20 protein-coding genes are annotated in these 23000 nt (G+C 73.4%); 8 read left to right on the forward strand and 12 right to left on the reverse strand.

The window, feature by feature from the left end; genetic code table 11:
- Nucleotides 1–68: 68 nt before the first annotated feature.
- The 5 genes from ACWCPN_RS30330 to ACWCPN_RS30350 are packed head-to-tail and all read right to left on the reverse strand — an operon-like array spanning nt 69 to nt 5322.
- On the reverse strand, nt 69–941 hold the full coding sequence (locus tag ACWCPN_RS30330) for a glycosyltransferase family 2 protein (RefSeq protein WP_199212806.1): 873 nt from the start codon (nt 939–941) through the stop codon (nt 69–71).
- A gap of 5 nt (nt 942–946) precedes the next feature.
- Entirely contained in the window at nt 947–1726 is a 780-nt protein-coding gene (locus ACWCPN_RS30335; RefSeq protein WP_199212805.1) for a CDP-alcohol phosphatidyltransferase family protein, read from the reverse strand.
- Entirely contained in the window at nt 1704–2765 is a 1062-nt protein-coding gene (locus ACWCPN_RS30340; RefSeq protein ID WP_199212804.1) for an iron-containing alcohol dehydrogenase family protein, read from the reverse strand. Before ACWCPN_RS30340 ends, ACWCPN_RS30335 begins: the two co-directional genes overlap by 23 nt.
- Nucleotides 2753–3505: a phosphocholine cytidylyltransferase family protein gene (locus ACWCPN_RS30345; RefSeq protein WP_199212803.1), complete on the reverse strand. Its 753-nt coding sequence runs from the start codon at nt 3503–3505 to the stop codon at nt 2753–2755. Before ACWCPN_RS30345 ends, ACWCPN_RS30340 begins: the two co-directional genes overlap by 13 nt.
- Nucleotides 3502–5322 (reverse strand): DUF5941 domain-containing protein, encoded by a 1821-nt coding sequence (locus ACWCPN_RS30350; protein ID WP_451212548.1) that lies wholly within the window; start codon nt 5320–5322, stop codon nt 3502–3504. The genes ACWCPN_RS30345 and ACWCPN_RS30350 overlap by 4 nt, the downstream gene beginning before the upstream one ends.
- Nucleotides 5323–5599: 277 nt before the next feature.
- Here ACWCPN_RS30350 and galE point away from each other — a divergent pair, with 277 nt between their 5' ends.
- The 3 genes from galE (at nt 5600) to idi (ending at nt 8484) form a co-directional block, all read left to right on the forward strand.
- Nucleotides 5600–6571: a UDP-glucose 4-epimerase GalE gene (galE, locus tag ACWCPN_RS30355; protein ID WP_199212802.1), complete on the forward strand. Its 972-nt coding sequence runs from the start codon at nt 5600–5602 to the stop codon at nt 6569–6571.
- A 179-nt stretch (nt 6572–6750) separates the two neighbouring features.
- Nucleotides 6751–7692 carry a cation diffusion facilitator family transporter gene (locus ACWCPN_RS30360; protein ID WP_451212551.1) on the forward strand — a complete coding sequence of 314 codons (942 nt, stop codon included), beginning with the start codon at nt 6751–6753 and terminating at the stop codon, nt 7690–7692.
- 198 nt (nt 7693–7890) lie between these two features.
- The gene (gene idi, locus ACWCPN_RS30365) at nt 7891–8484 is read left to right on the forward strand and encodes an isopentenyl-diphosphate Delta-isomerase (RefSeq protein WP_451212554.1); all 594 of its coding nucleotides are present in this window, start codon (nt 7891–7893) and stop codon (nt 8482–8484) included.
- A gap of 3 nt (nt 8485–8487) precedes the next feature.
- Here the strand turns inward: idi and ACWCPN_RS30370 are convergent, their stop codons facing one another.
- Complete coding sequence (locus tag ACWCPN_RS30370; protein ID WP_199213723.1) at nt 8488–8985, reverse strand: ATP-binding protein; 498 nt, start codon at nt 8983–8985, stop codon at nt 8488–8490.
- 288 nt (nt 8986–9273) lie between these two features.
- Here ACWCPN_RS30370 and ACWCPN_RS30375 point away from each other — a divergent pair, with 288 nt between their 5' ends.
- On the forward strand, nt 9274–10023 hold the full coding sequence (locus tag ACWCPN_RS30375) for an enoyl-CoA hydratase/isomerase family protein (protein WP_451212557.1): 750 nt from the start codon (nt 9274–9276) through the stop codon (nt 10021–10023).
- Here the strand turns inward: ACWCPN_RS30375 and ACWCPN_RS30380 are convergent.
- Together ACWCPN_RS30380 and ACWCPN_RS30385 are read right to left on the reverse strand one after the other, a co-directional pair.
- Complete coding sequence (locus ACWCPN_RS30380) at nt 10010–10645, reverse strand: DJ-1/PfpI family protein (protein WP_451212560.1); 636 nt, start codon at nt 10643–10645, stop codon at nt 10010–10012. The genes ACWCPN_RS30375 and ACWCPN_RS30380 overlap by 14 nt on opposite strands.
- Before the next feature lie 30 nt (nt 10646–10675).
- Entirely contained in the window at nt 10676–11635 is a 960-nt protein-coding gene (locus ACWCPN_RS30385) for a GlxA family transcriptional regulator (protein WP_451212563.1), read from the reverse strand.
- A 150-nt stretch (nt 11636–11785) separates the two neighbouring features.
- On the opposite strand from ACWCPN_RS30385, the gene ACWCPN_RS30390 reads away from it, so the two are divergent.
- Both ACWCPN_RS30390 and ACWCPN_RS30395 read left to right on the forward strand, forming a co-directional pair.
- Nucleotides 11786–11917, forward strand: coding sequence for an LPFR motif small protein (locus ACWCPN_RS30390; RefSeq protein ID WP_014676189.1), 132 nt, complete (start codon nt 11786–11788; stop codon nt 11915–11917).
- Between the two features lie 103 nt (nt 11918–12020).
- On the forward strand, nt 12021–14423 hold the full coding sequence (locus ACWCPN_RS30395) for a Tex family protein (protein ID WP_451212567.1): 2403 nt from the start codon (nt 12021–12023) through the stop codon (nt 14421–14423).
- A gap of 49 nt (nt 14424–14472) precedes the next feature.
- Here the strand turns inward: ACWCPN_RS30395 and ACWCPN_RS30400 are convergent, their stop codons facing one another.
- Together ACWCPN_RS30400 and ACWCPN_RS30405 are read right to left on the reverse strand one after the other, a co-directional pair.
- Nucleotides 14473–16116 (reverse strand): ABC-F family ATP-binding cassette domain-containing protein, encoded by a 1644-nt coding sequence (locus ACWCPN_RS30400; protein ID WP_451212570.1) that lies wholly within the window; start codon nt 16114–16116, stop codon nt 14473–14475.
- A gap of 76 nt (nt 16117–16192) precedes the next feature.
- Entirely contained in the window at nt 16193–17218 is a 1026-nt protein-coding gene (locus ACWCPN_RS30405) for an oxidoreductase (RefSeq protein ID WP_451212572.1), read from the reverse strand.
- 255 nt (nt 17219–17473) lie between these two features.
- Here ACWCPN_RS30405 and ACWCPN_RS30410 point away from each other — a divergent pair, with 255 nt between their 5' ends.
- Nucleotides 17474–18391 carry an FAD-dependent oxidoreductase gene (locus tag ACWCPN_RS30410; protein WP_451212623.1) on the forward strand — a complete coding sequence of 306 codons (918 nt, stop codon included), beginning with the start codon at nt 17474–17476 and terminating at the stop codon, nt 18389–18391.
- Between the two features lie 4 nt (nt 18392–18395).
- On the opposite strand, the gene ACWCPN_RS30415 is transcribed toward ACWCPN_RS30410, so the two are convergent.
- The gene (locus ACWCPN_RS30415) at nt 18396–20345 is read right to left on the reverse strand and encodes a Xaa-Pro dipeptidyl-peptidase (RefSeq protein WP_451212575.1); all 1950 of its coding nucleotides are present in this window, start codon (nt 20343–20345) and stop codon (nt 18396–18398) included.
- 172 nt (nt 20346–20517) lie between these two features.
- Here ACWCPN_RS30415 and ACWCPN_RS30420 point away from each other — a divergent pair, with 172 nt between their 5' ends.
- Nucleotides 20518–22011, forward strand: a complete 1494-nt coding sequence (locus tag ACWCPN_RS30420; protein WP_451212578.1) for a M1 family metallopeptidase — start codon at nt 20518–20520, stop codon at nt 22009–22011.
- A gap of 12 nt (nt 22012–22023) precedes the next feature.
- On the opposite strand, the gene ACWCPN_RS30425 is transcribed toward ACWCPN_RS30420, so the two are convergent.
- Nucleotides 22024–22986, reverse strand: coding sequence for a PfkB family carbohydrate kinase (locus ACWCPN_RS30425; RefSeq protein WP_451212581.1), 963 nt, complete (start codon nt 22984–22986; stop codon nt 22024–22026).
- Between the last annotated feature and the right edge of the window lie 14 nt (nt 22987–23000).

Genomic DNA, 23000 nt, shown 5'->3' on the forward strand with positions numbered 1-23000 from the left:
CTTGCACGGTTGTGTCCTCAAGGGCGGCGGACCCGGCCGCTGGGCGCGGGCCCGTACCGTCGAGCTTCTCAGATCACCGGGGGCCGGCCCAGTCGGGTCAGCCGCCACACCGTACGCCAGCGCATCGGGCGCCGGGGTCCGCAGGGGCTGGTCCACCCCTCCTTGAAGCCGCCGAACCAGGCCTTCAGGGCCGGTCCCGAGGGCCTGCGCGCCAGCGTGAGCAGCAGCCAGACCCCGAGGTACACCGGGACCAGGAGGGCGGGGAGGTTGCGGCGGGCCAGCCAGACCCGGTTGCGGGCGACCATGCGGTGGTACACCGCGTGCCGTGAGGGCGCGGTCGTCGGGTGGTAGAGCACCATGTCGGACCGGTAGTCGATCATCCAGCCGGCGTCGAGGGCCCGCCAGGCCAGGTCGGTCTCCTCGTGGGCGTAGAAGAACTCGTCCGGGAGCACGCCGGCGTCGGCGAGGACCCGGGTGCGGACGGCGTTGGCGCCGCCGAGGAAGGTGGTGACCCGGGAGGAGCGCATCGGGTCGGAGGCCCGCAGCCGGGGCACGTGCCGGCGCTGGGTCTCGCCGGTCTCGGGGTCGGCGATGCGGAAGCTGATGATGCCGAGCTCCGGGTCGGCCGTGAAGGCCTCACGGCACAGCTCGGCCGTGTCGTGGCGGGCCAGCAGGCCGTCGTCGTCCAGGAAGAGCAGTACGTCGACGTCACGGCCGGCCGGCCCGAAGGCCGCTATGCCGACGTTGCGGCCGCCGGGGATGCCCAGGTTCTCGGGCAGCTCCACGGTCCGGACGCCCTCGGGGACGTCCGGCACGGGCGAGCCGTTGCCGACCACGACCACCTCGACGGGGTCGCCGTCCTGCTTGGCGACGGAGTCGAGCAGGGCCCGCAGCTCCTCGGGCCGGTTACCCATGGTGATGATGACCGCGCCGACCTTCATGGCACTCACCTCAGCCTGCTTGACGCCAGGATGGACACCAGGTGCAGCACGGTCTGCAGCAGGGCGATGCCCGCGAGGACGGCGGTGCCGAGCCGGGTGAAGAACAGGTCGCCGTGGATCTGGTCGGCGATCGCCAGGACCAGGATCAGCAGCGCGGCCTCGATGCCGAGGATGAGCCGGTGGAACTTCAGCGCCGCGGCGGCCCGGCGGGCCAGCGCCATGCCGGAGGAGCGCGGCTCGGCCGCGGCGTCCTGGACCGGGGGCTTCCCGGCCTGGTGCCGGGCGACGCCGACCAGGTCGGTCTCGGCCTTGATCAGGATGGCGCCCAGCGCGGCGAGTGTGCCGAGGAAGGCCCACAGCCAGTCGATCCGGCCGCCGCCCCACAGGTCGGCGGCGCGCAGGCCGAGGCCGACCAGGACGGCCGCGTCGGTGAGGTAGGCACCGACGCGGTCCAGGTAGACCCCGCTGAGCGAGTACTGCTGCTTCCAGCGGGCGACCTCGCCGTCGACGCAGTCCAGCAGCAGGTAGAGCTGGGTGGCGACGACGCCGAGCACGGCGCCCGTGATCCCCGGCACCAGCAGCGCCGGGGCCGCGAGCACCCCGCAGAGGGTCATCAGGTACGTGAGCTGGTTGGGCGTGACCCGGGTGTTCACCAGGTAGCGGTCGACGCGCAGGGACACCTCTCGCATGTAGAGGCGTCCTCCCCAGTGCTCACCGCTGCGCCGGTCCTTCACCCCGACGGGGTGGACGACCGGACGGAGTTCAGCTACCGATGGCCTTGACATAGTCGGCGTAGGTGTCCTTGATCTGGTTCGTCTTGAGGTCGAGGTGTTCGAGGATCGTGTAGCGGCCGGGCCTGGTCTCCGGAGCGAACTCCACGGCGCGGACGAACTCGTCCACCGAGAAGCCGATCTCCTCCGGCAGCACCGGGAGCCCGTGCCGGCGCAGGACGCGGGCCATGTACGCCGCCTCCTCGTGCGCTCCGCGCAGGTACATCGCGAAGGCGGCGCCGATGCCGCACTGCTCTCCGTGGGCGGCCGCCCGCTTCGGGTAGAGCAGGTCGAAGGCGTGGTTGATCTCGTGGCAGGCCCCGGACGAGGGGCGGGAGTCGCCGGACACGGACATGGCGATGCCGGTGAGGACGAGTGCCTCGGCCAGCACCTGCAGGAAGCCGTCGTCGCCGACGCCGCCGGGGTGCCTGAGCACCGACTCGCCGGCCTGCCGGGCCATGGCCGCGGCGAGACCGTCGATCTTCTCGCCGTTGACCCGGTTGGCCAGCTCCCAGTCCGCGACCGCGGAGATGTTGGAGATCGCGTCGCCGATGCCGGAGCGCACGTAGCGGACGGGCGCCTCGCGGATCACGTTGAGGTCGATGACCACCGCGATCGGGTTCGGCACACCGTACGAGCCGCGGCCCGCGTCGTTGTCGAGGGTCGCGACCGGCGAGCACAGTCCGTCGTGCGCGAGGTTGGTGGCGACCGCGACCAGCGGCAGCCCCACGCGCGCGGCGGCGAACTTGGCGCAGTCGATGATCTTCCCGCCGCCGAGTCCGACGACGGCGTCGTAGTGACCGGCCTTTATGTCGCTCGCCAGCCGGACGGCGTCGTCGATGGTGCCGCCGCCGACCTCGTACCAGGTGGCGCCGGGCAGCGACGGGGCGAGGCGCTCGCGCAGCCGCGCGCCCGAGCCGTTGCTGACGGCGACGGCGAGCCGGCCGGACTGCGAGATGCGCTCGTCGGCGAGGACCCCGGCCAGGTCGTCGAGGGCACCCGGGCGGATGTCGACGACGACCGGCGAGGGGATCAGCCGGGTCAGTACTGGCACGCGATCTCCCGTCCACGGGCGAGATCGTCGTGGTTGTCGATCTCCACCCACTGCACGTCGCCGATCGGCGCGACGTCGATCCGGAAGCCGCGGTTCACCAGCTCCTGGTAGCCGTGCTCGTAGAACTGCTGGGGGTCGGTCTCGAAGACCGTCTTCAGGGCGTCGGCCAGCTCGGGGGCCGCGTCGCCCTCGATGAGGGTGACGCCGATGTACTCACCGGTGGCCTCGGCGGGGTCCATCAGCTTGGTGATCTTCTGGACGCCCTTGGCGGGGTCCACGACGACCTTCATCTCCTCGTCCGCGAGGGACTTCACGGTGTCCAGCGCGAGGATGATCCGCCTGCCCTCGCCGCGGGCCGCGAGCAGCGTGCGCTCCACCGAGACCGGGTGCACGGTGTCGCCGTTGGCGAGGATCACGCCGTCCTTGAGGGCGTCCCGGCCGCACCACAGGGAGTAGGCGTTGTTCCACTCCTCGGCCTTGTCGTTGTCGATCAGGGTGAGCTTGAGGCCGTACTTCGCCTCGAGGGCCGCCTTGCGCTCGTACACGGCCTCCTTGCGGTAGCCGACGATGATCGCGACCTCGGTCAGGCCGATCTCGGCGAAGTTGCCGAGAGTGAGGTCCAGGACCGTCGGTTCGCCCTCTATGCCCGCGGGGCCCACCGGCACCAGAGCCTTGGGAAGGCTGTCGGTGTAGGGGCGCAGACGCCGTCCGGCGCCGGCCGCCAGCACGAGGCCGATCATGCGGGTTCTCCTTCGTCGTGTACGGCGGGCGCCCCTGCGGACACCCAGAAGCGGATGCTCTCGACGAGCACCAGCACGGCGACGGCCACGGCGAGGACCGTGAGCGAGGCCTTGAACTGCGAGGCGGTGAGCACCGCGGCCAGGACGGTGACGAGCAGCGTCCGTCCCTCCTGCCCCCCGATGGCACGCACCAGCCAGGCCGGGGGCGCTCCGGCGTTGCCGCGGATGCGGTACACCGTGTCGTAGTGATGGTAGGCGACGGCCGCCACCAGGCCGAAAGCCGCTGGAAGGGCTCCGTTCACGTCCGCGTGGGCCGCCAGCACCAGGACGGTGCCGTACTCGGCGGCGCGGAACAGCGGCGGGAGCAGCCAGTCGAGGGCGCCCTTGAGCGGGCGGCGCAGGGCCTGGCCCGCGGTGACCGCGTAGACGGCGGCACCGGCGACGGGCGCCCAGGCCACGCCGGAGAAGAGGGAGACGGCGAGCACGGCGGTGCCGGCCAGGGCCACGAGCAGCGGGGCGCCGAGGCGGACCGGGGTGGCACGTGCCACGTACGAGGCGAGCGGGCCGTTGTCGGCGAGGTCGGCCAGCGCCTGGGCCGCCCGGTCGGTGCGCCGCGCCTTGCGGGTCACCGAGCGCAGCACGCGGCCCGCCGTGGTGTACGTCGCGGCGAAGGCGCAGCCGGCGAGCAGTACGTAGAAGGTGATGCGCGGGGTGGTGACCGCGGTGAGCACGGCGATCATCGCCCAGCGCTCGCCGATCGGCAGGACGATCATCCGGCGCACCCAGACCGTCCAGCCGACGCTGTCCAGCTTGTCGGAGAGGGCGGCGGTGGGGCTGGTGTTCGCGGTGGCGTCGTGGTTGGCCTCGTTGAAGGAGAAGTCCACGACGTGCCGGCAGGTCTGCAGGATCATCGCGCCGAGCGCCAGGGCCCAGACGTCGTCGCCGCCGCGGGCCGCGCCGAGGGCGAGGCCGGCGTAGTAGGCGTACTCCTTGGCCCGGTCGAAGGTGGCGTCGAGCCAGGCGCCGAGCGTGGAGTACTTCAGGGCGTACCGGGCGAGCTGGCCGTCGGTGCAGTCCAGCACGAACGAGGCGATCAGCAGGACGCCGGCCGCGACGAAGCCGGCCCGGGTGCCGGTCGCCGCGCAGCCCGCGGCTATCAGGGCGGTGAGCAGCGAGGCGGTGGTGACCTGGTTGGGGGTCAGGCCGCGGCGGGCGCACCAGCGGGCGATGTAGCGCGAGTACGGGCTGATGAAGAACGTGGTGAAGAAGCCGTCGCGGGACTTCACGGCCGACCTCAGGCGCACGGCCTCGTCGTCCACGGCGGCGACGGCCTGCCGTGCCTCGTTGCGGGCCTGCGGGTCGGCCGGGACGGCGGCGACCAGGCTGCCCAGCTCGGGGTGGTGCACACCGGCGTCGTCGGCGTCGAGAGCGGTGACGACGCGGTCGGCGAGGGAGTCCACGTCCCCCACGCTGGACGTCGCTCGCGCGGGGCCGCCACCGGCGGTGCCGCCGCTCGTGGCGGTCTCGGCGGTCAGCGCCCGGGTCAGTGCCTGGCGGGCCTCCGGCTGGGCGGTGACGGCGCCGGGCACGGCGGCGAGCGGGAAGCGCGGGTCGGTGAGGCCGAGGCGCAAGGCGTGCTGGTGGCCGACGAAGCGGGCGTCGACCAGTGCCACGCGCCTTCCGGCGGGAACGTCGGTGAGCAGGGACCGGGTCTCGGCGGCGTCAGCGGCCACGCGCACGTCGAAGCCGAGGGACCGCAGATCGTTCTCGAGCGACGATCCGGGGACCGGCTGACCGGTGACGATGGCGGTCGACAACCGAAACTCACTCCCTGGGTGCCGGCGCGGGGGCGCCGGTCTTCTGCGTGGTGGGGCGCCCCTGCCTGCGGCACCCGGGCGGCATGTCGGCAGAGGCTATCGGATGGGCGGAAGCCCGTGTTCACCGGCCGTTCACGGCCCGGTCCACGGGGGCTGCCCGCTCCTTTGCCGCGATCATCATCGGGGATGCGGGGCCCGCCCCACAAACGCGCGGCGCAGACCCGGGCATCCTCCGGCATCGCGGACACCGGTGCCGTTCGGCATAGGGTGGGCGACCATGACCTGGCTGATCACCGGCGGAGCCGGATACATCGGGGCGCACGTGGCACGGGCCATGACCGGCGCCGGCGAGAGCGTCGTGGCGCTGGACGACCTGTCGGCCGCCGTGCCCGCGCGGCTCCCGGCGGGCGTCCCGCTCGTCGAGGGCTCGACGCTGGACGGGGACCTCCTCAAGCGGGTCTTCGCGGAGCACGGCGTGACGGGTGTGGTGCATCTCGCGGCGCGCAAGCAGGTCGCCGAGTCGGTGGCGCAGCCCACCCGCTACTACCGGGAGAACGTGGGCGGCCTGGCCACCCTGCTGGACGCGATCGCCGAGGCGGGGATCGGCCGGCTGCTGTTCTCCTCGTCGGCGGCCGTGTACGGCAACCCGGACGTGGACCTCATCACCGAGGACACCCCCTGCGCCCCGGTGAACCCCTACGGCGAGACCAAGCTCGCCGGGGAGTGGCTGGTGCGGGCGGCCGGCCGGGCGCACGGGATCTCCACGGCGTGCCTGCGCTACTTCAACGTGGCGGGAGCGGCCGCGCCGGAACTGGCGGACACCGGGGTGTTCAACATCGTGCCGATGGTCTTCGACCGGCTCACCCGGGACGAGGCCCCGCGGATCTTCGGCGACGACTATCCGACGCCGGACGGAACCTGCGTGCGTGACTACATTCACGTCGCCGATCTCGCCGAGGCCCATCTGGCGGCGGCCCGGCGGCTCGCCGGAGGTGACCACACGGGCGACCTGACGCTGAACATCGGCCGCGGCGAGGGCGTCTCCGTCCGCGAGATGGTCACGGTCATCGGAGAGGTCACCGGCGACCGGCGGCCCGCGCTGGTGGAGGGGCGCCGGCCCGGGGACGCGCCGCGCGCGGTCGCCTCGGCCGAGCGGGCCGCCGAGGCGCTGGGCTGGCGGGCCCGGCTCGGGGTGCGCGAGATGATCGAGTCGGCCTGGGCGGGCTGGCGGCTGCACCACGGCGGCTGAGCCGGAACCGGGGCCGACCGAGCCGGAACCGGGCCGCGAGGCAGCCGCCCCTTGTCTGACCTGCCGCTTGTTTGCGCAGGTCAGGGCAGATGACAACGGTGTTCAGTGCCGCGTTGCCCCATACCCCCCACCCGTAGTTGACTGTGTCCACGCGCGCAACACGGAAGGGTGGTCCTCTCATGGGGGCAGGGCACGACCACGGGCACGCGCACAGCCATGCGCCGCCCACGGGCACGGCCGCGGCCGCCTATCGCGGCCGGCTGCGGGTGGCACTGGGCATCACGCTCACGATCATGGTGGTGGAGATCGCCGGCGGTCTGCTCGCGGACTCGCTGGCCCTGATCGCGGACGCGGCGCACATGGCGACCGACGCGCTGGGCCTGGGCATGGCGCTGCTGGCCATCCACTTCGCCAACCGCCCGCCGAGCACCAACCGGACCTTCGGCCTCGCCCGCGCCGAGATCCTCGCCGCCCTGGCCAACTGCCTGCTGCTGCTCGGCGTCGGCGGCTACGTGCTCTTCGAGGCGGTCCAGCGCTTCCTCACGCCGGCGGATACCGCGGGCGGCCTGATGATCGTGTTCGGCCTCTTCGGCCTGGTCGCGAACTCGGTCTCGCTCCTGCTGCTGATGCGCGGGCAGAAGGACAGCCTGAACGTGCGCGGCGCCTTCCTCGAAGTGGCCGCGGACGCGCTGGGCTCGGTGGCGGTGCTGATCTCCGCGGCCGTGATCCTGACCACCGGCTGGCAGGCGGCCGACCCGATCGCCTCGCTGGTCATCGGGCTGATGATCGTCCCGCGGACGGTGAAGCTGCTGCGCGAGACGCTGGACGTCCTGCTGGAGGCGGCCCCGAAGGACGTCGACATGTCCGAGGTCCGGTCGCACATCCTGGCGCTGGACGGCGTGGAGGACGTGCACGATCTGCACGCCTGGACGATCACCTCGGGCATGCCGGTGCTGTCCGCGCACGTCGTGGTCAGCTCGGAGGTGCTGAGCGCCATCGGCCACGAGAAGATGCTGCACGAGCTCCAGGGCTGTCTCGGCCACCACTTCGACGTGGAGCACTGCACCTTCCAGCTGGAGCCGGGCGGGCACGCGGAGCACGAGGCGCGGCTGTGCCTCTGAGCGCGGGCTCCTCCAGACCGTAGGTACGTCCGTTCGAGCCCGGCGGGCGGTTCCCGGCGGGAGGCGCCGGGCACGATGAATCACCGGGGTCCCACTCGGGCACCGCCCCGCGCGGGACATGCGGACGTGCGGGGAAGTGCCGGGAGTGCCGGATTCGTACGGCAGACTTGGAGCGCAAGACCGAGGCGAAGGATGGGTATGCCGATCACACCTGCCACCGAGACGCACAGCTCGTCGAACGGCACCGCAGAGGCGATTTTGCTGGAACTGGTCGACGAGAAGGGCGTGACGATCGGCACGGCGGAGAAGCTCGCCGCCCACCAGCCGCCGGGACGGCTGCACCGCGCGTTCTCGGTGTTCCTCTTCGACGAGCAGGGCCGGCTGCTGCTCCAGCAGCGGGCGCTCGGCAAGTACCACTCCCCCGGTGTGTGGTCCAACACCTGCTGCGGCCACCCGTACCCCGGTGAGGCGCCGTTCGCCGCGGCGGCCCGGCGGACCCACGAGGAGCTGGGCGTCTCGCCGTCACTGCTGGCGGAGGCCGGCACGGTCCGCTACAACCACCCGGACCCTGCCTCGGGCCTGGTGGAGCAGGAGTTCAACCACCTGTTCGTGGGCATGGTGCAGGCACCGCTGGCGCCGGACCCCGAGGAGGTCGGCTCGACGGCCTTCGTGACGGCCGCCGAACTGGCCGAGCGGCACGCCCGGGACCCGTTCTCGGCGTGGTTCATGACCGTGCTGGACGCGGCCCGCCCGGCGATCAGGGAACTGACGGGCCAGTCCGCGGGCTGGTAGGCACTACGCCCGCGCCGCCGGCTTGAGCGGCAGGGCGGCCCAGATCACCTTGCCGCCGCTCGCCGTGTGCTCCACGTCGACCGCCCCGCCGGCCTCGCGGGCCACCTCACGTACCAGCAGCAGCCCCCGGCCGCCGGTCTGGCCGTGGTCGGCCTCCAGGGCGGTGGGCCGGTAGGGGTGGTTGTCCTCCACCGACACCCGCACCCACTCGGCGCCGACGGCCACCTCCACGGCGAGCATCGGCGACAGCAGCGCCGCGTGCCGGACCGCGTTCGTGACCAGCTCGGAGACGATCAGCAGCAGGCCGTACACCGTGTCGTCGCCGACCGGTACGCCCTGCCGCAGCAGCAGATCCCGTACGGCGTGCCGGGCCTGCGGGACGGATGCGTCCACGGCGGCCGCGGTGAACCGCCAGACTCCCTCGTACGGCAGTGGACCGGGCGGCCGCACGGCGCCTTCCGCCGGGCGCGGGCCGCCGTCCCCACGCCCGTGGTCGTCCATCGCCCGGTCGCCACCCTCGCGCTCGATTGTCACCACACGTCGAGTGTTGGGAACGACGCGCCCCACTCCCGATGACTGAACAGAAGTCAGCTGGTATCGAACGGTTCTGACCGCCTGCGTATGACACCGGCAGACACGGGACTGTTCCTGTTCCTCCCGTGCAAGGTTCACGAACTATTCGGGTTGTACGGGTTTGGCGCGCGCCGTCCGTCGCGACGAGCGCCGCGTCCGCCCGCGCACACGCCCACCCGGCCGGGCGGCACGGCGGGGTCGATAGCATCCGGCCTCATGGAGCCAACGCTGTCGCACCAGGTCACCGACTCCGTCGCCACCGTCGTGATCCGTCATCCGGCCAAGCGCAACGCCATGACGGCCGCCATGTGGCGGGCCCTGCCACCGCTCCTGGAGGAGCTGGCGGGCGACCCGCGCGTGCGCGCCCTGGTCCTGACCGGCGAGGGCGGTACCTTCTGCGCGGGCGCCGACATCTCCACGCTCCAGGGATCGCCGCAGGAGGCACAGGGGCTGGCCGTGGCGGCCGAGGAGGCCCTCGCCGCGTTCCCGGTGCCGACCCTCGCCGCGGTCCGCGGCCATTGCGTGGGCGGCGGGTCCCAGCTCGCGGCCGCCTGTGATCTGCGGCTGGCGGAGGAGGGCGCCCTGTTCGGGGTGACCCCGGCCCGGCTCGGCATCGTCTACCCGTCGTCGTCCACCCGGCGGCTGGTCTCGCTGGTGGGCCCCGCGACCGCCAAGTACCTGCTCTTCACCGCCGAGTTGATGGACGCGGGCAGGGCGCTGCGCACGGGGTTCGTCGACGAGGTGCTGCCCGAGGGAGAACTGGACAAGCGGGTCGCCGAGCTGACGCGTGTCCTCGCGTCGCGTTCCCAGCTCACCCAGGCCGCCGCCAAGGAGTTCGCGGACGGCCGCACCGACCGGGACGGCCACTGGGCGGAGCAGGCGCGGGGCAGCGGCGACACCGCCGAGGGGGTCGCCGCGTTCCTGGAGCGCAGGCAGCCGCGCTTCACCTGGACTACCGCAGGATGAACCGGCTCCCGGCGCGCAGGCGCTCCACCACGCGCGCGGGGGCCTTGTGCGGGGACCCGGCGTCGTAGGGCGGCCGGGGGTCGTACTCGGTGGCCAGCTGGACCGCCTGGGCGTGTTCGTCACCCGCGATCCGGCCGAGCAGCGTGAGGCCCATGTCGATGCCGGCGGAGACGCCGGCGGCGGTGACGTACTTGCCGTCGAAGACCACCCGTTCCTCCGCCGGCGCGGCGCCGTAGCGCTCGAGCTGGTCCAGGGCCAGCCAGTGCGAGGTGGCGCGGCGGCCGTCGAGGAGCCCGGCGGCCGCCAGCAGCAGGGAGCCGGTGCACACCGAGGTGGTCCAGGTGCTGGTGGCGTCGGCGGCACGCAGCCAGTCGAGCAGCGGCCCGTGCTCCATCAGCGCACTCTGGCCGGGCCCGCCGGGCACGACCACGACGTCGGGGGCGCGTACCTCGTCCAGGGACCGGTCGGCGACGAGCGCCAGGGCGCCGGTGTCGGTGCGGACGGGGCCGGGCCGCTCGGCGACGAACACGGTCTCGGCGCCGGGCGCCCGGGAGAGGACCTCGTAGGGCCCGACGGCGTCGAGGGCGGTGAACCGGTCGTAGACGACGACGGCGATCTGCATGGGGTGTCCCTTCGGTTGGCGGTGACGGGGTCAGCCGGCGATGACGGGGCGGAACCGGCGCCGGTACTCGGCCGGGGCCGTGCCGAGCGCCCTGACGAACGCGCGCCGCATGGCCTCGGGGGTGCCGTAGCCGCTGGCGCGGGAGACCTCCTCGACGCCGGCGCCGGTGTCCTCCAGGAGCCGGCGGGCGTGTTCGAGCCGGACGCGGTCGACGTAGCGGCCGGGGGTGGTGCCGGTCTCCTCCCGGAAGGCGCGGGCGAAGTGCCGCGGTGAGAGCCGGGCACGCGCGGCGAGCGACTCCACGGTGAGGTCCCCGGCGGGATGCTCGGTGATCCAGCGCTGGACCTCCCGCAGCGGGTCGCGCCGCGCGGTCTGCGCGGCGAGCTGGGCGCTGAACTGCGCCTGGTTGCCGGGCCGGCGCAGGAAGACCACGAGGTGCCGGGCCACGGTCAGCGCGACCTCCCGGTCGAGGTCCTCCTCCACCAGGGCGAGGGCCAGGTCGATGCCCGAGGTCACGCCCGCCGAGGTGGCGACGTTCCCGTCCCGCACGTAGATCGGTTCGGGGTCCACCGCCACGGCCGGGTGGTCACGGGCGAGCTTGTCGCAGTAGGCCCAGTGGGTGGTGGCCCGGCGGCCGTCGAGCAGGCCGGCGGCCGCGAGCAGGATCGCGCCGGTGCAGACGGAGACGAGGCGCCGCGCGCGCGGGCCGTGCGCGCGCAGCCAGTCGGTCAGCCGCGGGTCGGGGCCGCGGGTGCCGTGCCCGCCCGGGACCAGCAGGGTGTCCGGGTCCGGCATCGCGGTGAGCGCGCCGTCGGGTACGAGGACCAGCCCGCTGGAGGTGCGTACGGGTCCGCCGTTCAGGGAGGCGGTGCGGACGCGGTACGTCCCCGGGGTGTGCTGCTCGGCCCCGGTGAACACCTCCAGGGGGCCGGTGACGTCGAGGCTCTGCACGCCGTCGAACAGGACGAGGAGAACGGTGCGCTGCGGCATGCCCCGATTCTTCGGCGCTGCCCGCATGGCCGCAATGACGGGTTCCCCACCTTTTCTGCCATCGGACACGCCCCGGCGGGCATGATCGGCGCCACCCGTGGAACACGTGATCTTCCCGGGCACCGGGTCCGGGAAGAAGGGAGATGTTCCATGTTCCGCGCCATCGCAGACGTGTTGCGGCAGATCGGCGGGGCCATCGCGACGGTGGTCACGCTCCCGTTCCGGGCCCTGGCCCGCCTGTTCGGCGGTGCCTCGTCCTCCGCTCGCGGCAGCCGGGCCTGACGTACCGGACCCGCGGCCCGCCGCGTGTCGCCCTGATCCCCGGTTGTCGGCGTCACCTGCCACAATTGCCGCGCAACCTCAGTGGAGAAGGCGGTACGGGATCGTGACGACACCCCTCGTAGGGTCCATCGAAAGCAGGATCGCCGAGGAACTCGGCGTACGGGAGCGGCAGGTGAAGGCCGCGGTCGAACTGCTCGACGGCGGTTCGACGGTGCCCTTCATCGCCCGCTACCGCAAGGAAGCGACCGAGATGCTCGACGACGCGCAGCTGCGCACGCTCGAGGAGCGGCTGCGCTACCTGCGGGAGCTGGAGGAGCGTCGCACGGCGATCCTGGAGTCGGTGCGCGAGCAGGGCAAGCTCACCGAGGAGCTGGAGGCCCGGATCCGCGGCGCCGAGACCAAGGCCCGCCTGGAGGACGTCTACCTCCCCTTCAAGCCCAAGCGGCGCACCAAGGCGCAGATCGCGCGCGAGGCGGGCCTGGAGCCGCTCGCCGAGGGGCTGCTGGGCGACCCGACGGTCGACCCGCAGGCGGCCGCCGCCGCGTTCGTCGACGCGGACAAGGGGGTCGCGGACGCGCAGGCCGCGCTGGAGGGCGCGCGGGCCATCCTGACCGAGCGGTTCTCGGAGGACGCCGACCTGATCGGCGAACTGCGCGAGCGCATGTGGGTGCGCGGCCGGCTGGCCGCCAAGGTCCGCGCGGGCAAGGAGGAGGCGGGCGCCAAGTTCGCCGACTACTTCGACTTCACCGAGCCGTTCACCGCACTGCCCTCGCACCGCGTGCTCGCCATGCTGCGCGGCGAGAAGGAGGAGGTCCTGGACCTCGTCCTGGAACCCGAGGAGGCCACCGAGGGGCCGTCCTCGTACGAGGGCGTCATCGCGCACCGCTTCGGCATCGCCGACCGCGGCCGCCCCGCCGACAAGTGGCTGAAGGACACGGTCCGCTGGGCCTGGCGCACCCGCGTCCTGGTCCACCTCGGCATCGACCTGCGGCTGCGGCTGCGGACGGCCGCCGAGGACGAGGCGGTGAACGTCTTCGCCGCGAACCTGCGCGACCTGCTGCTGGCCGCGCCGGCCGGCACGCGCGCGACGCTCGGCCTGGACCCCGGCTTCCGTACGGGCGTGAAGGTGGCCGTGGTGGACGCGACCGGCAAGGTCGTCGCCACGGACGTGATCCACCCGCACGTCCCGGCCAACAGGTGGGACGAGGCGATCGCCAAACTGGCACGGCTCGCCGAGCGGCACGCGGTCGACCTGGTCGCCATCGGCAACGGCACCGCCTCCCGGGAGACGGACAAGCTCGCCGCCGAACTGATCGCGAAGCACCCGGAGCTGAAGCTCACCAAGGTGATGGTGTCCGAGGCGGGCGCGTCCGTGTACTCGGCCTCGAGTTACGCCTCGCAGGAGCTGCCCGACATGGACGTGTCGCTGCGCGGCGCGGTCTCCATCGCGCGCCGGCTGCAGGACCCGCTGGCGGAGCTGGTGAAGATCGACCCGAAGTCGATCGGGGTCGGCCAGTACCAGCACGACCTGTCCGAGGTGAAGCTGTCCCGTTCGCTGGACGCGGTGGTCGAGGACTGCGTGAACGGGGTCGGCGTGGACGTCAACACCGCGTCCGTGCCGCTGCTCGCGCGGGTGTCGGGCGTCTCCGCCGGCCTCGCCGAGAACATCGTCGCGCACCGCGACCAGAACGGCCCGTTCCGGTCCCGTGCCGAGCTGAAGAAGGTGGCGCGGCTCGGCCCCAAGGCGTACGAGCAGTGCGCGGGCTTCCTGCGCATCCGCGGCGGCGACGACCCGCTGGACTTCTCCAGCGTGCACCCGGAGTCGTACCCGGTGGTGCGGCGCATGGTGAAGACCTCGGGGCAGGACGTCGCGTCCCTCATCGGCAACACGGGTGCGCTGCGCTCGCTGCGGCCCGCCGACTTCGTGGACGACACCTTCGGTCTGCCGACGGTCACGGACATCCTCAAGGAGCTGGAGAAGCCCGGCCGCGACCCGCGTCCGGCCTTCAAGACGGCCACCTTCAAGGAGGGCGTGGAGAAGATCTCCGACCTGTCCTCCGGCATGGTCCTGGAGGGCGTGGTCACGAACGTGGCCGCCTTCGGCGCGTTCGTGGACATCGGCGTCCACCAGGACGGCCTCGTGCATGTCTCGGCGATGTCGAAGACGTTCGTCAAGGACCCGCGGGACGTGGTGAAGCCGGGCGACATCGTCAAGGTGAAGGTCCTGGACGTGGACATCCCGCGCAAGCGGATCGCGCTGACCCTGCGGCTGGACGACGAGGCCGCGCCCCAGGGCCAGGGCCAGGGCGGCGGCCGTCAGCAGCGTGGCGGCGGCGCCCGCCCGCCCCAGCAGCGGCAGGGCGGCCAGGGGCAGCGGCAGGGCCGCGGTGGCGGCGACCGGGGCGGTGACCGCGCCGGCCGGCAGGCCCCGGCCCCGGCCAACAGCGCCATGGCCGACGCGCTGCGCCGGGCGGGCCTGGTGGACCCGAAGAACGGCCGCCGCTGACCGGGCCGGGGCCGGGGTGCTCGATCCCGGCCCCGGCTCCCGGGAGCGGTTACGACTGCTCGGTCACCTTGCCCGCGGCGACCTCCAGCCGGCGGGTGACGCGGATCGCGTCCAGCATCCGGCGGTCGTGGGTGACCAGCAGGAGGGTGCCCTCGTAGGCGTCCAGGGCCGACTCGAGCTGTTCGATGGCGGGCAGGTCGAGGTGGTTCGTCGGCTCGTCGAGGACGAGGAGGTTGACTCCGCGTCCCTGGAGCAGCGCCAGGGACGCGCGGGTGCGTTCGCCCGGGGAGAGACCCGCCGCCGGGCGCAGCACATGGTCGGACTTCAGGCCGAACTTGGCGAGCAGGGTGCGGACCTCGACCGGCTCGGTGTCGGGTACGGCCGCGCAGAAGGCGTCGAGCAGCGACTCGGAGCCGTGGAACAGCCGGCGGGCCTGGTCGACCTCGCCCACCAGGACGCCCGAGCCCAGGGCGGCGTGTCCGGCGTCGAGCGGGATCCGGCCCAGCAGCGCGCCGAGCAGGGTGGACTTGCCGGCGCCGTTGGCCCCGGTGACCGCCACCCGGTCCGCCCAGTCGATCTGGAGCGACACGGGTCCGAACGTGAAGCCGCCGCGCCGGACCTCGGCGTCGCGCAGGGTGGCCACGACCGCTCCGGACCGCGGGGCGGCCGCGATCTCCATCCGCAGCTCCCACTCCTTGCGCGGTTCCTCGACGACCTCCAGGCGCTCGATCATGCGCTGGGTCTGCCGGGCCTTCGCGGCCTGCTTCTCGCTGGCCTCGCTGCGGAACTTGCGGCCGATCTTGTCGTTGTCGTTGCCGGCCTTGCGCCGGGCGTTCTTCACGCCCTTGTCCATCCACGAACGCTGCGTCTGCGCGCGGTCCTGGAGCGCGCCCCGCTTGTCGGCGTACTCCTCGTACTCCTCGCGGGCGTGCCTGCGGGCGACGTCGCGCTCCTCCAGGTAGGCCTCGTAGCCGCCGCCGTAGAGGTTGATCCGCCCCTGGGCCAGGTCCAGTTCGAGGACCTTGGTGACCGTGCGGGCGAGGAACTCGCGGTCGTGGCTGACCACGACCGTGCCCGCGCGCAGGCCGGTGACGAAGCGTTCCAGGCGCTCCAGGCCGTCCAGGTCCAGGTCGTTGGTGGGCTCGTCCAGGAGGAAGACGTCGTAGCGGGAGAGCAGGAGGGAGGCGAGACCGGCGCGGGCCGCCTGGCCGCCGGACAGGGAGGTCATCGGCTGGTCCAGGCCGACCGCGAGGCCCAGCGAGTCGGCCACCTCCTCGGCGCGTTCCTCCAGGTCGGCGCCGCCGAGGCCGAGCCAGCGCTCCAGGCTCGCGGCGTAGGCGTCGTCGGCGCCGGGCGCGCCGTCGACCAGCGCCTGGGTGGCCTCGTCCATGACCCGCTGGGCCTCGGCCACGCCGGTGCGGCGGGCCAGGAACTCGCGGACGGTCTCCCCCGGCCTGCGCTCCGGCTCCTGCGGCAGATGCCCGACGGCCGCGGTCGGCGGGGAGAGCCGCAGTTCGCCCTGCTCGGGCGGGGTGAGGCCGGCGAGCAGACGCAGCAGCGTGGACTTGCCGGCGCCGTTGACACCGACGAGACCGATCACGTCGCCGGGCGCGACGACGAGGTCGAGCCCGGCGAACAGGGAGCGGTCGCCGTGCCCGGCGGCGAGGTTCTTGGCGACGAGGGTGGCAGTCATCAGAGCGCCGATCCTAATCTCCCGGGCACCCCGTGCTCCGCGCGGTTCCCCGCCGTGCGGTGCGGCGGCACCGCGCTCACCCGCCCACCGGCCGCACCAGCACGCTCCCCGGGGTCCGGGCCACCACGAAGGACTCCCCCTTGACCGCGTCCGGGTCCAGTGGGACGCGGTGCCGGCCGGGCTCCAGGAGGCCGTCGAAGACGTCCCGGACGTGGGTGCGGCGCAGCCGGTCGAGGCGGTACGCGGTCACGCGGACCCGGCAGGCGGAGGTCACCTCCACGTCCGCCGTGCCGCCGCCGGCGGCCAGGGAGGCCAGCCGGCCCGGCAGCGGGCCGCGGTGCAGGGCCTGCTCGATCTGGGCGACGAGCAGCGGGACGATCGGGGCCAGGCCGTCCACCCGGGCGACGGCCACCCCGGCGCGCCCGAAAGCGTCCATCACGGCGGCGCGGCGAGCCTCGCCGACGGCACGGCCGAAGGCGACCGCGCCGTACCCGCGCAGTTCCTCGGCGGGCACGCCGGCGGCGTCCTGGGTGATGTCGGCGCCGATGCCGATGGCGCGCAGCGCGGCGGCCAGCCGTGCGAGCACGGCGACGCGCGCGCCGATCAGCAGCACCCGGCGGCGGACCGCGGCGGGGCCGCCGGAGTCCGCGACGAGGGCGGCGAGCGCGGCCCGGTACTGGGCGCCGCGGAAGCGGAACGGTCCTATGCCGTGGTAGCCGTCGAGTTCCGGATCGGCGACCGCACCGGTCTGCCAGGCGAAGTCCCGCCAGACGTAGTCCTCCCCGTCGCGCTCGATGACCGCGGTCACCGCGCCACAGGCCAGGTCCGCGCACTCGGGGCAGCCGTAGATCACGAACCGGCCGCCGGGGAGCGGGGGTTCGGTCTCCCGGAGCAGGCCGCGCACCTGCTCGGCGAAGATCGCCGGGGGGACGTCGGAGGCGAGGGGGGAGACGGCGTCCAGGTCGGAGAGAAGGAACAGCAGGGGGCGGCCGTCGACGACGAAGTCCACGAAATCGCGGTGGACCTCGTAGCCGCCGTCGGCGAGGACACCGCCGGCGCGGGTCGCCGGTGCCAGGCCGAAGGTCGCGTATGCGGCAGACATGCTGTGAGTATTCCCACACCGGGACACGGGTGAGCGCTGCGTGACGTCTTCGCCTAGTGCTGTGGCCGGAAAGGTTTACCGGGAAGCTCGCGGCGTCCGGTGCGGTGCATCGCAGGGGCGGAGCATGGCCCGCGTACTGGATGTACTCGGGTGATGCGACAACGCGGCGAGGTGCCGGGCCGGGCGTCGCGAGCCGGTGAATCTTTCCGGTCGCAGCACTAGCGTCTGGGTGTGGAGCGCGAGTCGAGTGACGAAGTGATCGTGGTCGGCGGCGGGATCGCCGGGCTGACGACGGCCGTGGTGCTGGCCGAGTCCGGACGGCGGGTGCGGGTGTGGGCGCGTGAGCCCGCCGGACGCACGACCTCGGCGGTGGCCGGCGGACTGTGGTGGCCGTACCGGATCGAGCCCGAACCGCTGGTCGGCGCCTGGGCTCTGGAGTCCCTCGCCGTGTACGAGGAACTGGCGGCCCGCCCCGGGGAGACGGGCGTACGCCTGGTCGAGGGTGTACACGCGGGGACGCGGCTGGACGGGCTGGGCCCGTGGGCGGGCCGGGTGCCGGGGCTGCGGGCGGTGCCGGAAGGGCTGGCGGCACGGCTGCCGGTGATCGACATGCCGGTCCATCTGGCGTGGCTGCGCCTGCGGTTGGCGAAGGCGGGCGGCGGGGTCGAGGAGCGGGAGGTGACCGACCTCGCGGCCGTGCCCGCCGGTGCCGTGGTCAACTGCACCGGTCTGGGCTCCCGTTCGCTGGTGCCGGACCCGGCGGTGCGGCCGGTGCGCGGGCAGCTCGTGGTGGTGGAGAACCCGGGGATCGCGACCTGGTACACCTCCGTCGACCACTCCTCCGCCGCCTCGGCCTACTTCATCCCGCAGCCCGGTGTGCTGCTCCTCGGCGGTACGGCGGAGGACGGCGACTGGTCGCTGGAGCCGGATCCCGCGACCGCCGGGGCGATCGTCGCGCGGTGCGCGCAGATCCGGCCGGAGATCGCCGGCGCGCGGGTCCTGGCGCACCGGGTGGGGCTGCGGCCCGCCCGGGACGCGGTACGCCTGGAACGGGCGTCGCTGCCGGACGGGCGGCCGCTGGTGCACAACTACGGCCACGGCGGGGCCGGGATCACGGTGGCCTGGGGGTGTGCCCGCGAGGCGGCCGGGCTGGTGCCGGGCCCGGCCGCCTGACGGGTCAGGGCGCCGGGACGTGCCCGGTCAGGTCCGGTGTGCCGACACCGGTCAGCCGCCGGGGTGCCGGAGCGGCGGCCGTGCTGCCGGCGGTGGCCCCGGCGAACGCCGCCGTGCCTCCGGTCAGCGGGAGCCGGGCCGACGTGCGGGACAGGTCCAGGGTGAGGGTGGGCCGGGTGGACGGCGGGTCGATGAGGTCCTTGTCCGTGCCCGCGATGATCAGTGCCAGACGGTGGCCCCGGGGGACGACGTGGTCGGTGGCGGCCAGGTCCAGGGTCATCGTGACGGCCCTGCCCGGGGTGAGCGGGACGCCCTTGCCGAGCGAGGCGTGGTGGCCGAGGTCGGCCCAGCCACGGCTGAACACCGTGTAGTCGGTCCGGACCGTCCGGGCCGCGGTCTTCTTGAAGCAGGCGCTGTCCCCGGTCGTGCTCTCGCCCCAGCAGGTGCGGTCGGCGAGCGTGGTGATGCCCTCGGCCGCGTCGGCGTAGTCGCGGACGGTGTCCGGCCCGACGTCCACCAGGACGGCGGACAGATGGGCCGAGGCGGTGCTCGGGGTGGCGGTGACGGTCACCCGGGACGAGCCGGACAGGCGCAGGTCGCGGGTGAGCGGTGCGGTGAGGAAGCCGGCCTTCTCGGGGGTGGGGGTGGTGAGCCGGGCGGCCCAGTCGGTCTCGCTCAGCGCGGGGTCGTCGGTGAAGGTCTCGGTGCCGGTGGCCGGGCGCAGGCCGAGGGTGCCGACGCCCGCCCGCGCGCCGGGGGCCGGGCGCAGAGTGGTGGTCCGGGTGCCGTGCGGCGGCCAGGCCCTGGAGCTCACCCACTGGTCGGGGTGGCGTTCGATGTCGGCCATCGGCTCGCGGTCGACGCCGTTGTCGTAGCCGAGGAGTTCGTGGTCGAACCAGCGGTGCAGGGTGTCGACCCAGGCGCCGCGCCGGTAGTCGAAGGGGTCGACGTGCCCGGTCTGGGAGAGCCAGATCTTGCGCTCGACACCGTGCTTCGCCAGCGCGTCCCACCACTGGCCGAAGTGCTTGGTGCGCACGTTGAGGTCCTGCATGCCGTGGGCGAGGAACACGCTCGCGCGGACCCGGGCCGCGTCCTTCACGTAGTCGCGCTCGGTCCACAGCGGGGTCCAGTCGCCGCTGGGCGGGCTGCCGTCGGCGAGCTTCTTCCGGACGGCGGCGCAGTGGGCGTGCGCGGCGTCGCTCTCGACGTAGCCGGCGAGCTCGTCGGGGCCGCCGTCGTACAGCGGGGCGCCCTGCGCGAAGTAGTAGTCGTACCAGGAGGAGATGGCGCTGATCGGGACGATCGTCCTCAGGCCCCGTACGCCGGTGGCGGCCACGCCGTTGGCGATGGTGCCGTCCCAGCTCTTGCCGATCATGCCGGTTCTGCCGTTGGTCCAGCCGGCCCTGACGGTCGTGGAGCCGGTGCGGGTGGTGTAGGCCCTGGCGCGGCCGTTCAGCCAGTCGATCACGGCCTTGGCGGACTGGATCTCGGAGCGGCCGCCGACGTCGACGCAGCCGTCCGAGCGGTTGGTGCCGGTCAGGTCGACGCCGACGAACGCGTAGCCCCTGGGCACGAAGTAGTTGTCGTAGAACAGCGGCATCTGGACGACGCGACCCCGCGCGTCGTACGTCTTGAGCTGGCTCTCGTTGCCGCGTCCGCAGCAGGAGTAGTACGGGCTGGCGTCCATGATGACCGGCACCTTGCGGCCCTGGCGGGCCGGTTCGGAGGGTCGGACGATGTCGGCGGCCACCCGGTCGGTCCGTCCGTCGCCGTCCCCGTCGAGGCCGGTGTCCACCCATACGGCCTCGCGGACGGCGTGTGCGTAGGAGTAGACGGGCCGGCTCTCGCGTGGCGCGGCGTGGGCGCCGGACGGGGTGAGGAGGGCGGCCGTCACGGCTGCGACGGCCGTGGTGGCGAGCGTTCTCCAGATCGTGGAGCGCGTGCGTGTCGGCATGCGCGGACGGTACCCCCGTCAACTCCCGTGCAGAAGAGGGCTTTACGGCAGCCGGGTGGCTTGTTGCGGCCGAATGGCGATCGTGTGACGGCAGGGGCCATGGACAGGCCGGGGGCCGCAGCGACTGAATAGGCTCCGAACAGACTTCCTGTCCCGAAGACTTGGAGCTGACGTGCACCGCAGAATCATCGCGCCGGGCGCACTGGCGGCGGCCTCCCTCCTGCTGGCGATCCCGGCATCGGCCGCGAACCACACCCCGGGCGCGCCGGGCATCGGCGACCCCTACTACCCGAACTACGGCAACGGCGGCTACGACGTCTCGCACTACGACCTGCGGCTGCGCTACCAGCCGGGGACGGACGAGTTGCGGGGCACCGCGACCATCCAGGCGCGGACCACCGAGGATCTGTCCAGCTTCGACCTGGACTTCCTGCTGGACGTGAGCGAGGTACGGGTCAACGGCGGCAAGGCGGCCTTCACGAGGTCCGGCGAGCACGAACTCGTCGTCACCCCGGGGAAGCCGCTGGCGAAGGGCACCGCGGTCACCGTCGTGGTCCGCTACGGCGGGGTGCCGTCGGCGAAGAGCGCCTACGGGTTCACCACCTGGCACCGCACCCCGGACGGCGCGGTGGCGGCCGACGAGCCAGAGTCCGCCTGGTGGTGGTTCCCGAGCAACGACCACCCCAGCGACAAGGCCACCTACGACGTGTCGGTGGCCGTGCCCGACGGCACGCAGGCCATCTCCAACGGCACGCTGCAGTCGACCGTCTCGAAGCTCGGCTGGACGAGCTACAACTGGCGGCAGAACAAGCCGCAGGCGACGTATCTGGCCACGCTCGCCCTCGGGCGGTTTGACATCACCACCGGCACCTCGGACGGCGGGGTGCCGGTCCTCAACGCCTACAGCAAGGACCTCGGCGACAACGACGGTGCCGCGCGGGCGAGTGTGGAGCGCACCGGGGAAATCGTGGACTGGCTGAGCGGCTGGTTCGGGCCGTACCCGTTCGCCTCGGCCGGCGGCTACGTGCCCAACACCACCACCGGGTACGCGCTGGAGACGCAGACCCGGGTCTACTACAGCCCGAAGCAGTTCGCGAACGGCTCGAACACCTCGGTGGTCGTGCACGAGCTGGCCCACCAGTGGTACGGCGACGACGTGTCGCTGAAGGGCTGGAAGGACATCTGGATCAACGAGGGCTTCGCGCGCTACGCCCAGTGGCTGTGGTCCGAGCACGAGGGCGAGGGCACCACGCGGGAACTCGCCGACTACGTGTACGCCTCGCACCCCGCCGACGACGCCTTCTGGACGGTCGCGCCCGGTGACCCGGGTCCGGACCACCAGTTCGACGCCGCCGTCTACGACCGGGGCGCGCTCGCCATCCAGGCGCTGCGCGAGGAGATCGGCGACGACGCCTTCTTCGCCGTTCTGAAGGGCTGGCCGAAGGAGCACGCGTACGGCAACGCGTCGGTGGCGGACTTCCAGAAGTACGCCGAGCGGGTGTCGGGCAGGCCACTGGCCGCGCTGTTCGACACCTGGCTGTTCCAGCCGTCGAAGCCGGCCGCGCCGGCGGCCCGTGCGGCGTCGCTCGCCGGGGCTGCCACGGACGTGGCACGGCCCCGGTCGTGGCAGCGGATCGAGGCGACGAACGACGTGCACGGGCACTGACGCCCGCACGGTTCACGCCGTGACGGCGGCCATCCGTTCGACGAGGGCGTCGCGGCCCATCGGTTCGGCGCGGGTGGCCGGGACCGTGCAGGCGTGGGCACCGGCGACCGCCCCGTAGCGGGCGCACCGCAGGGGCGGCTCGCCGGCGAGGCGGCCGTAGAGGAACGCGGCGGCGAAGGCGTCGCCCGCGCCGTTGGAGTCGACCACCGGCGCGGGCGGGGCCACCGCCGGTATCCGGGTCAGTTCGCCGTCGGCCAGCAGGTACGCGCCCTCGGCCCCGGCGGTGGCGACGACGACCTCGGCCCGGCCCCGCTCGGCGATGCGCCGTACGGTCCGCTCGGGGTCGGACAGCGCGGCCGCGGAGAGGAAGACGACGTCCGCCGCGAGCGCGAACGGCTCGTGGTAGGGGTTCTCGCCGTCCCAGTCGTGCAGGTCGGTGGAGAGGGGCACACCCGTCTCGGCCAGCACGGGCAGGGCCTCGGCGCAGGGCTGGGTGATGGTCACGTGGACGTGCCGGCTCGCCGTGGCGAGCGCGCGCAGCGTGTCCTCCGGGAAGCGGTCGCCGGGGTGGGCGCGGCTGGTGTCGTACAGGGACAGCCGCCGGCCGTCCGGGCCGACGAGGTTGACCGCCCGCTTGGTCCCGGCGGGGCCGGGGAGCGCGGTGAGCCCGATGCCGCGCTCCCGGTGCAGGGCGCGCACGAGGTCGCCCTCGGGGTCGTCGCCGATCAGGTCCAGGTGGTGGGTGCGCAGGCCCAGGGCGTCCAGCCCCAGGGCCATGAAGTCGCCGGTCTGTCCGGCACGGGTACGGATCCCGGAGTCGATGCCGTAACTGTCGGCGTACGGCAGCGGCAGCTCCGGGACGTGGACGATCGTGTCCACGCCGGCCCCGCCGAGCACGAGCACGTCGATCGCTCCGGCCGCTCCCGCCGCTCCGCCCGCTCCGCCCGCTCCGGCGGCTTCGGTCTGCGAGGTCATCCCCCACCCTCCCC

The organism is Streptomyces sp. NPDC002386, assembly GCF_053593175.1.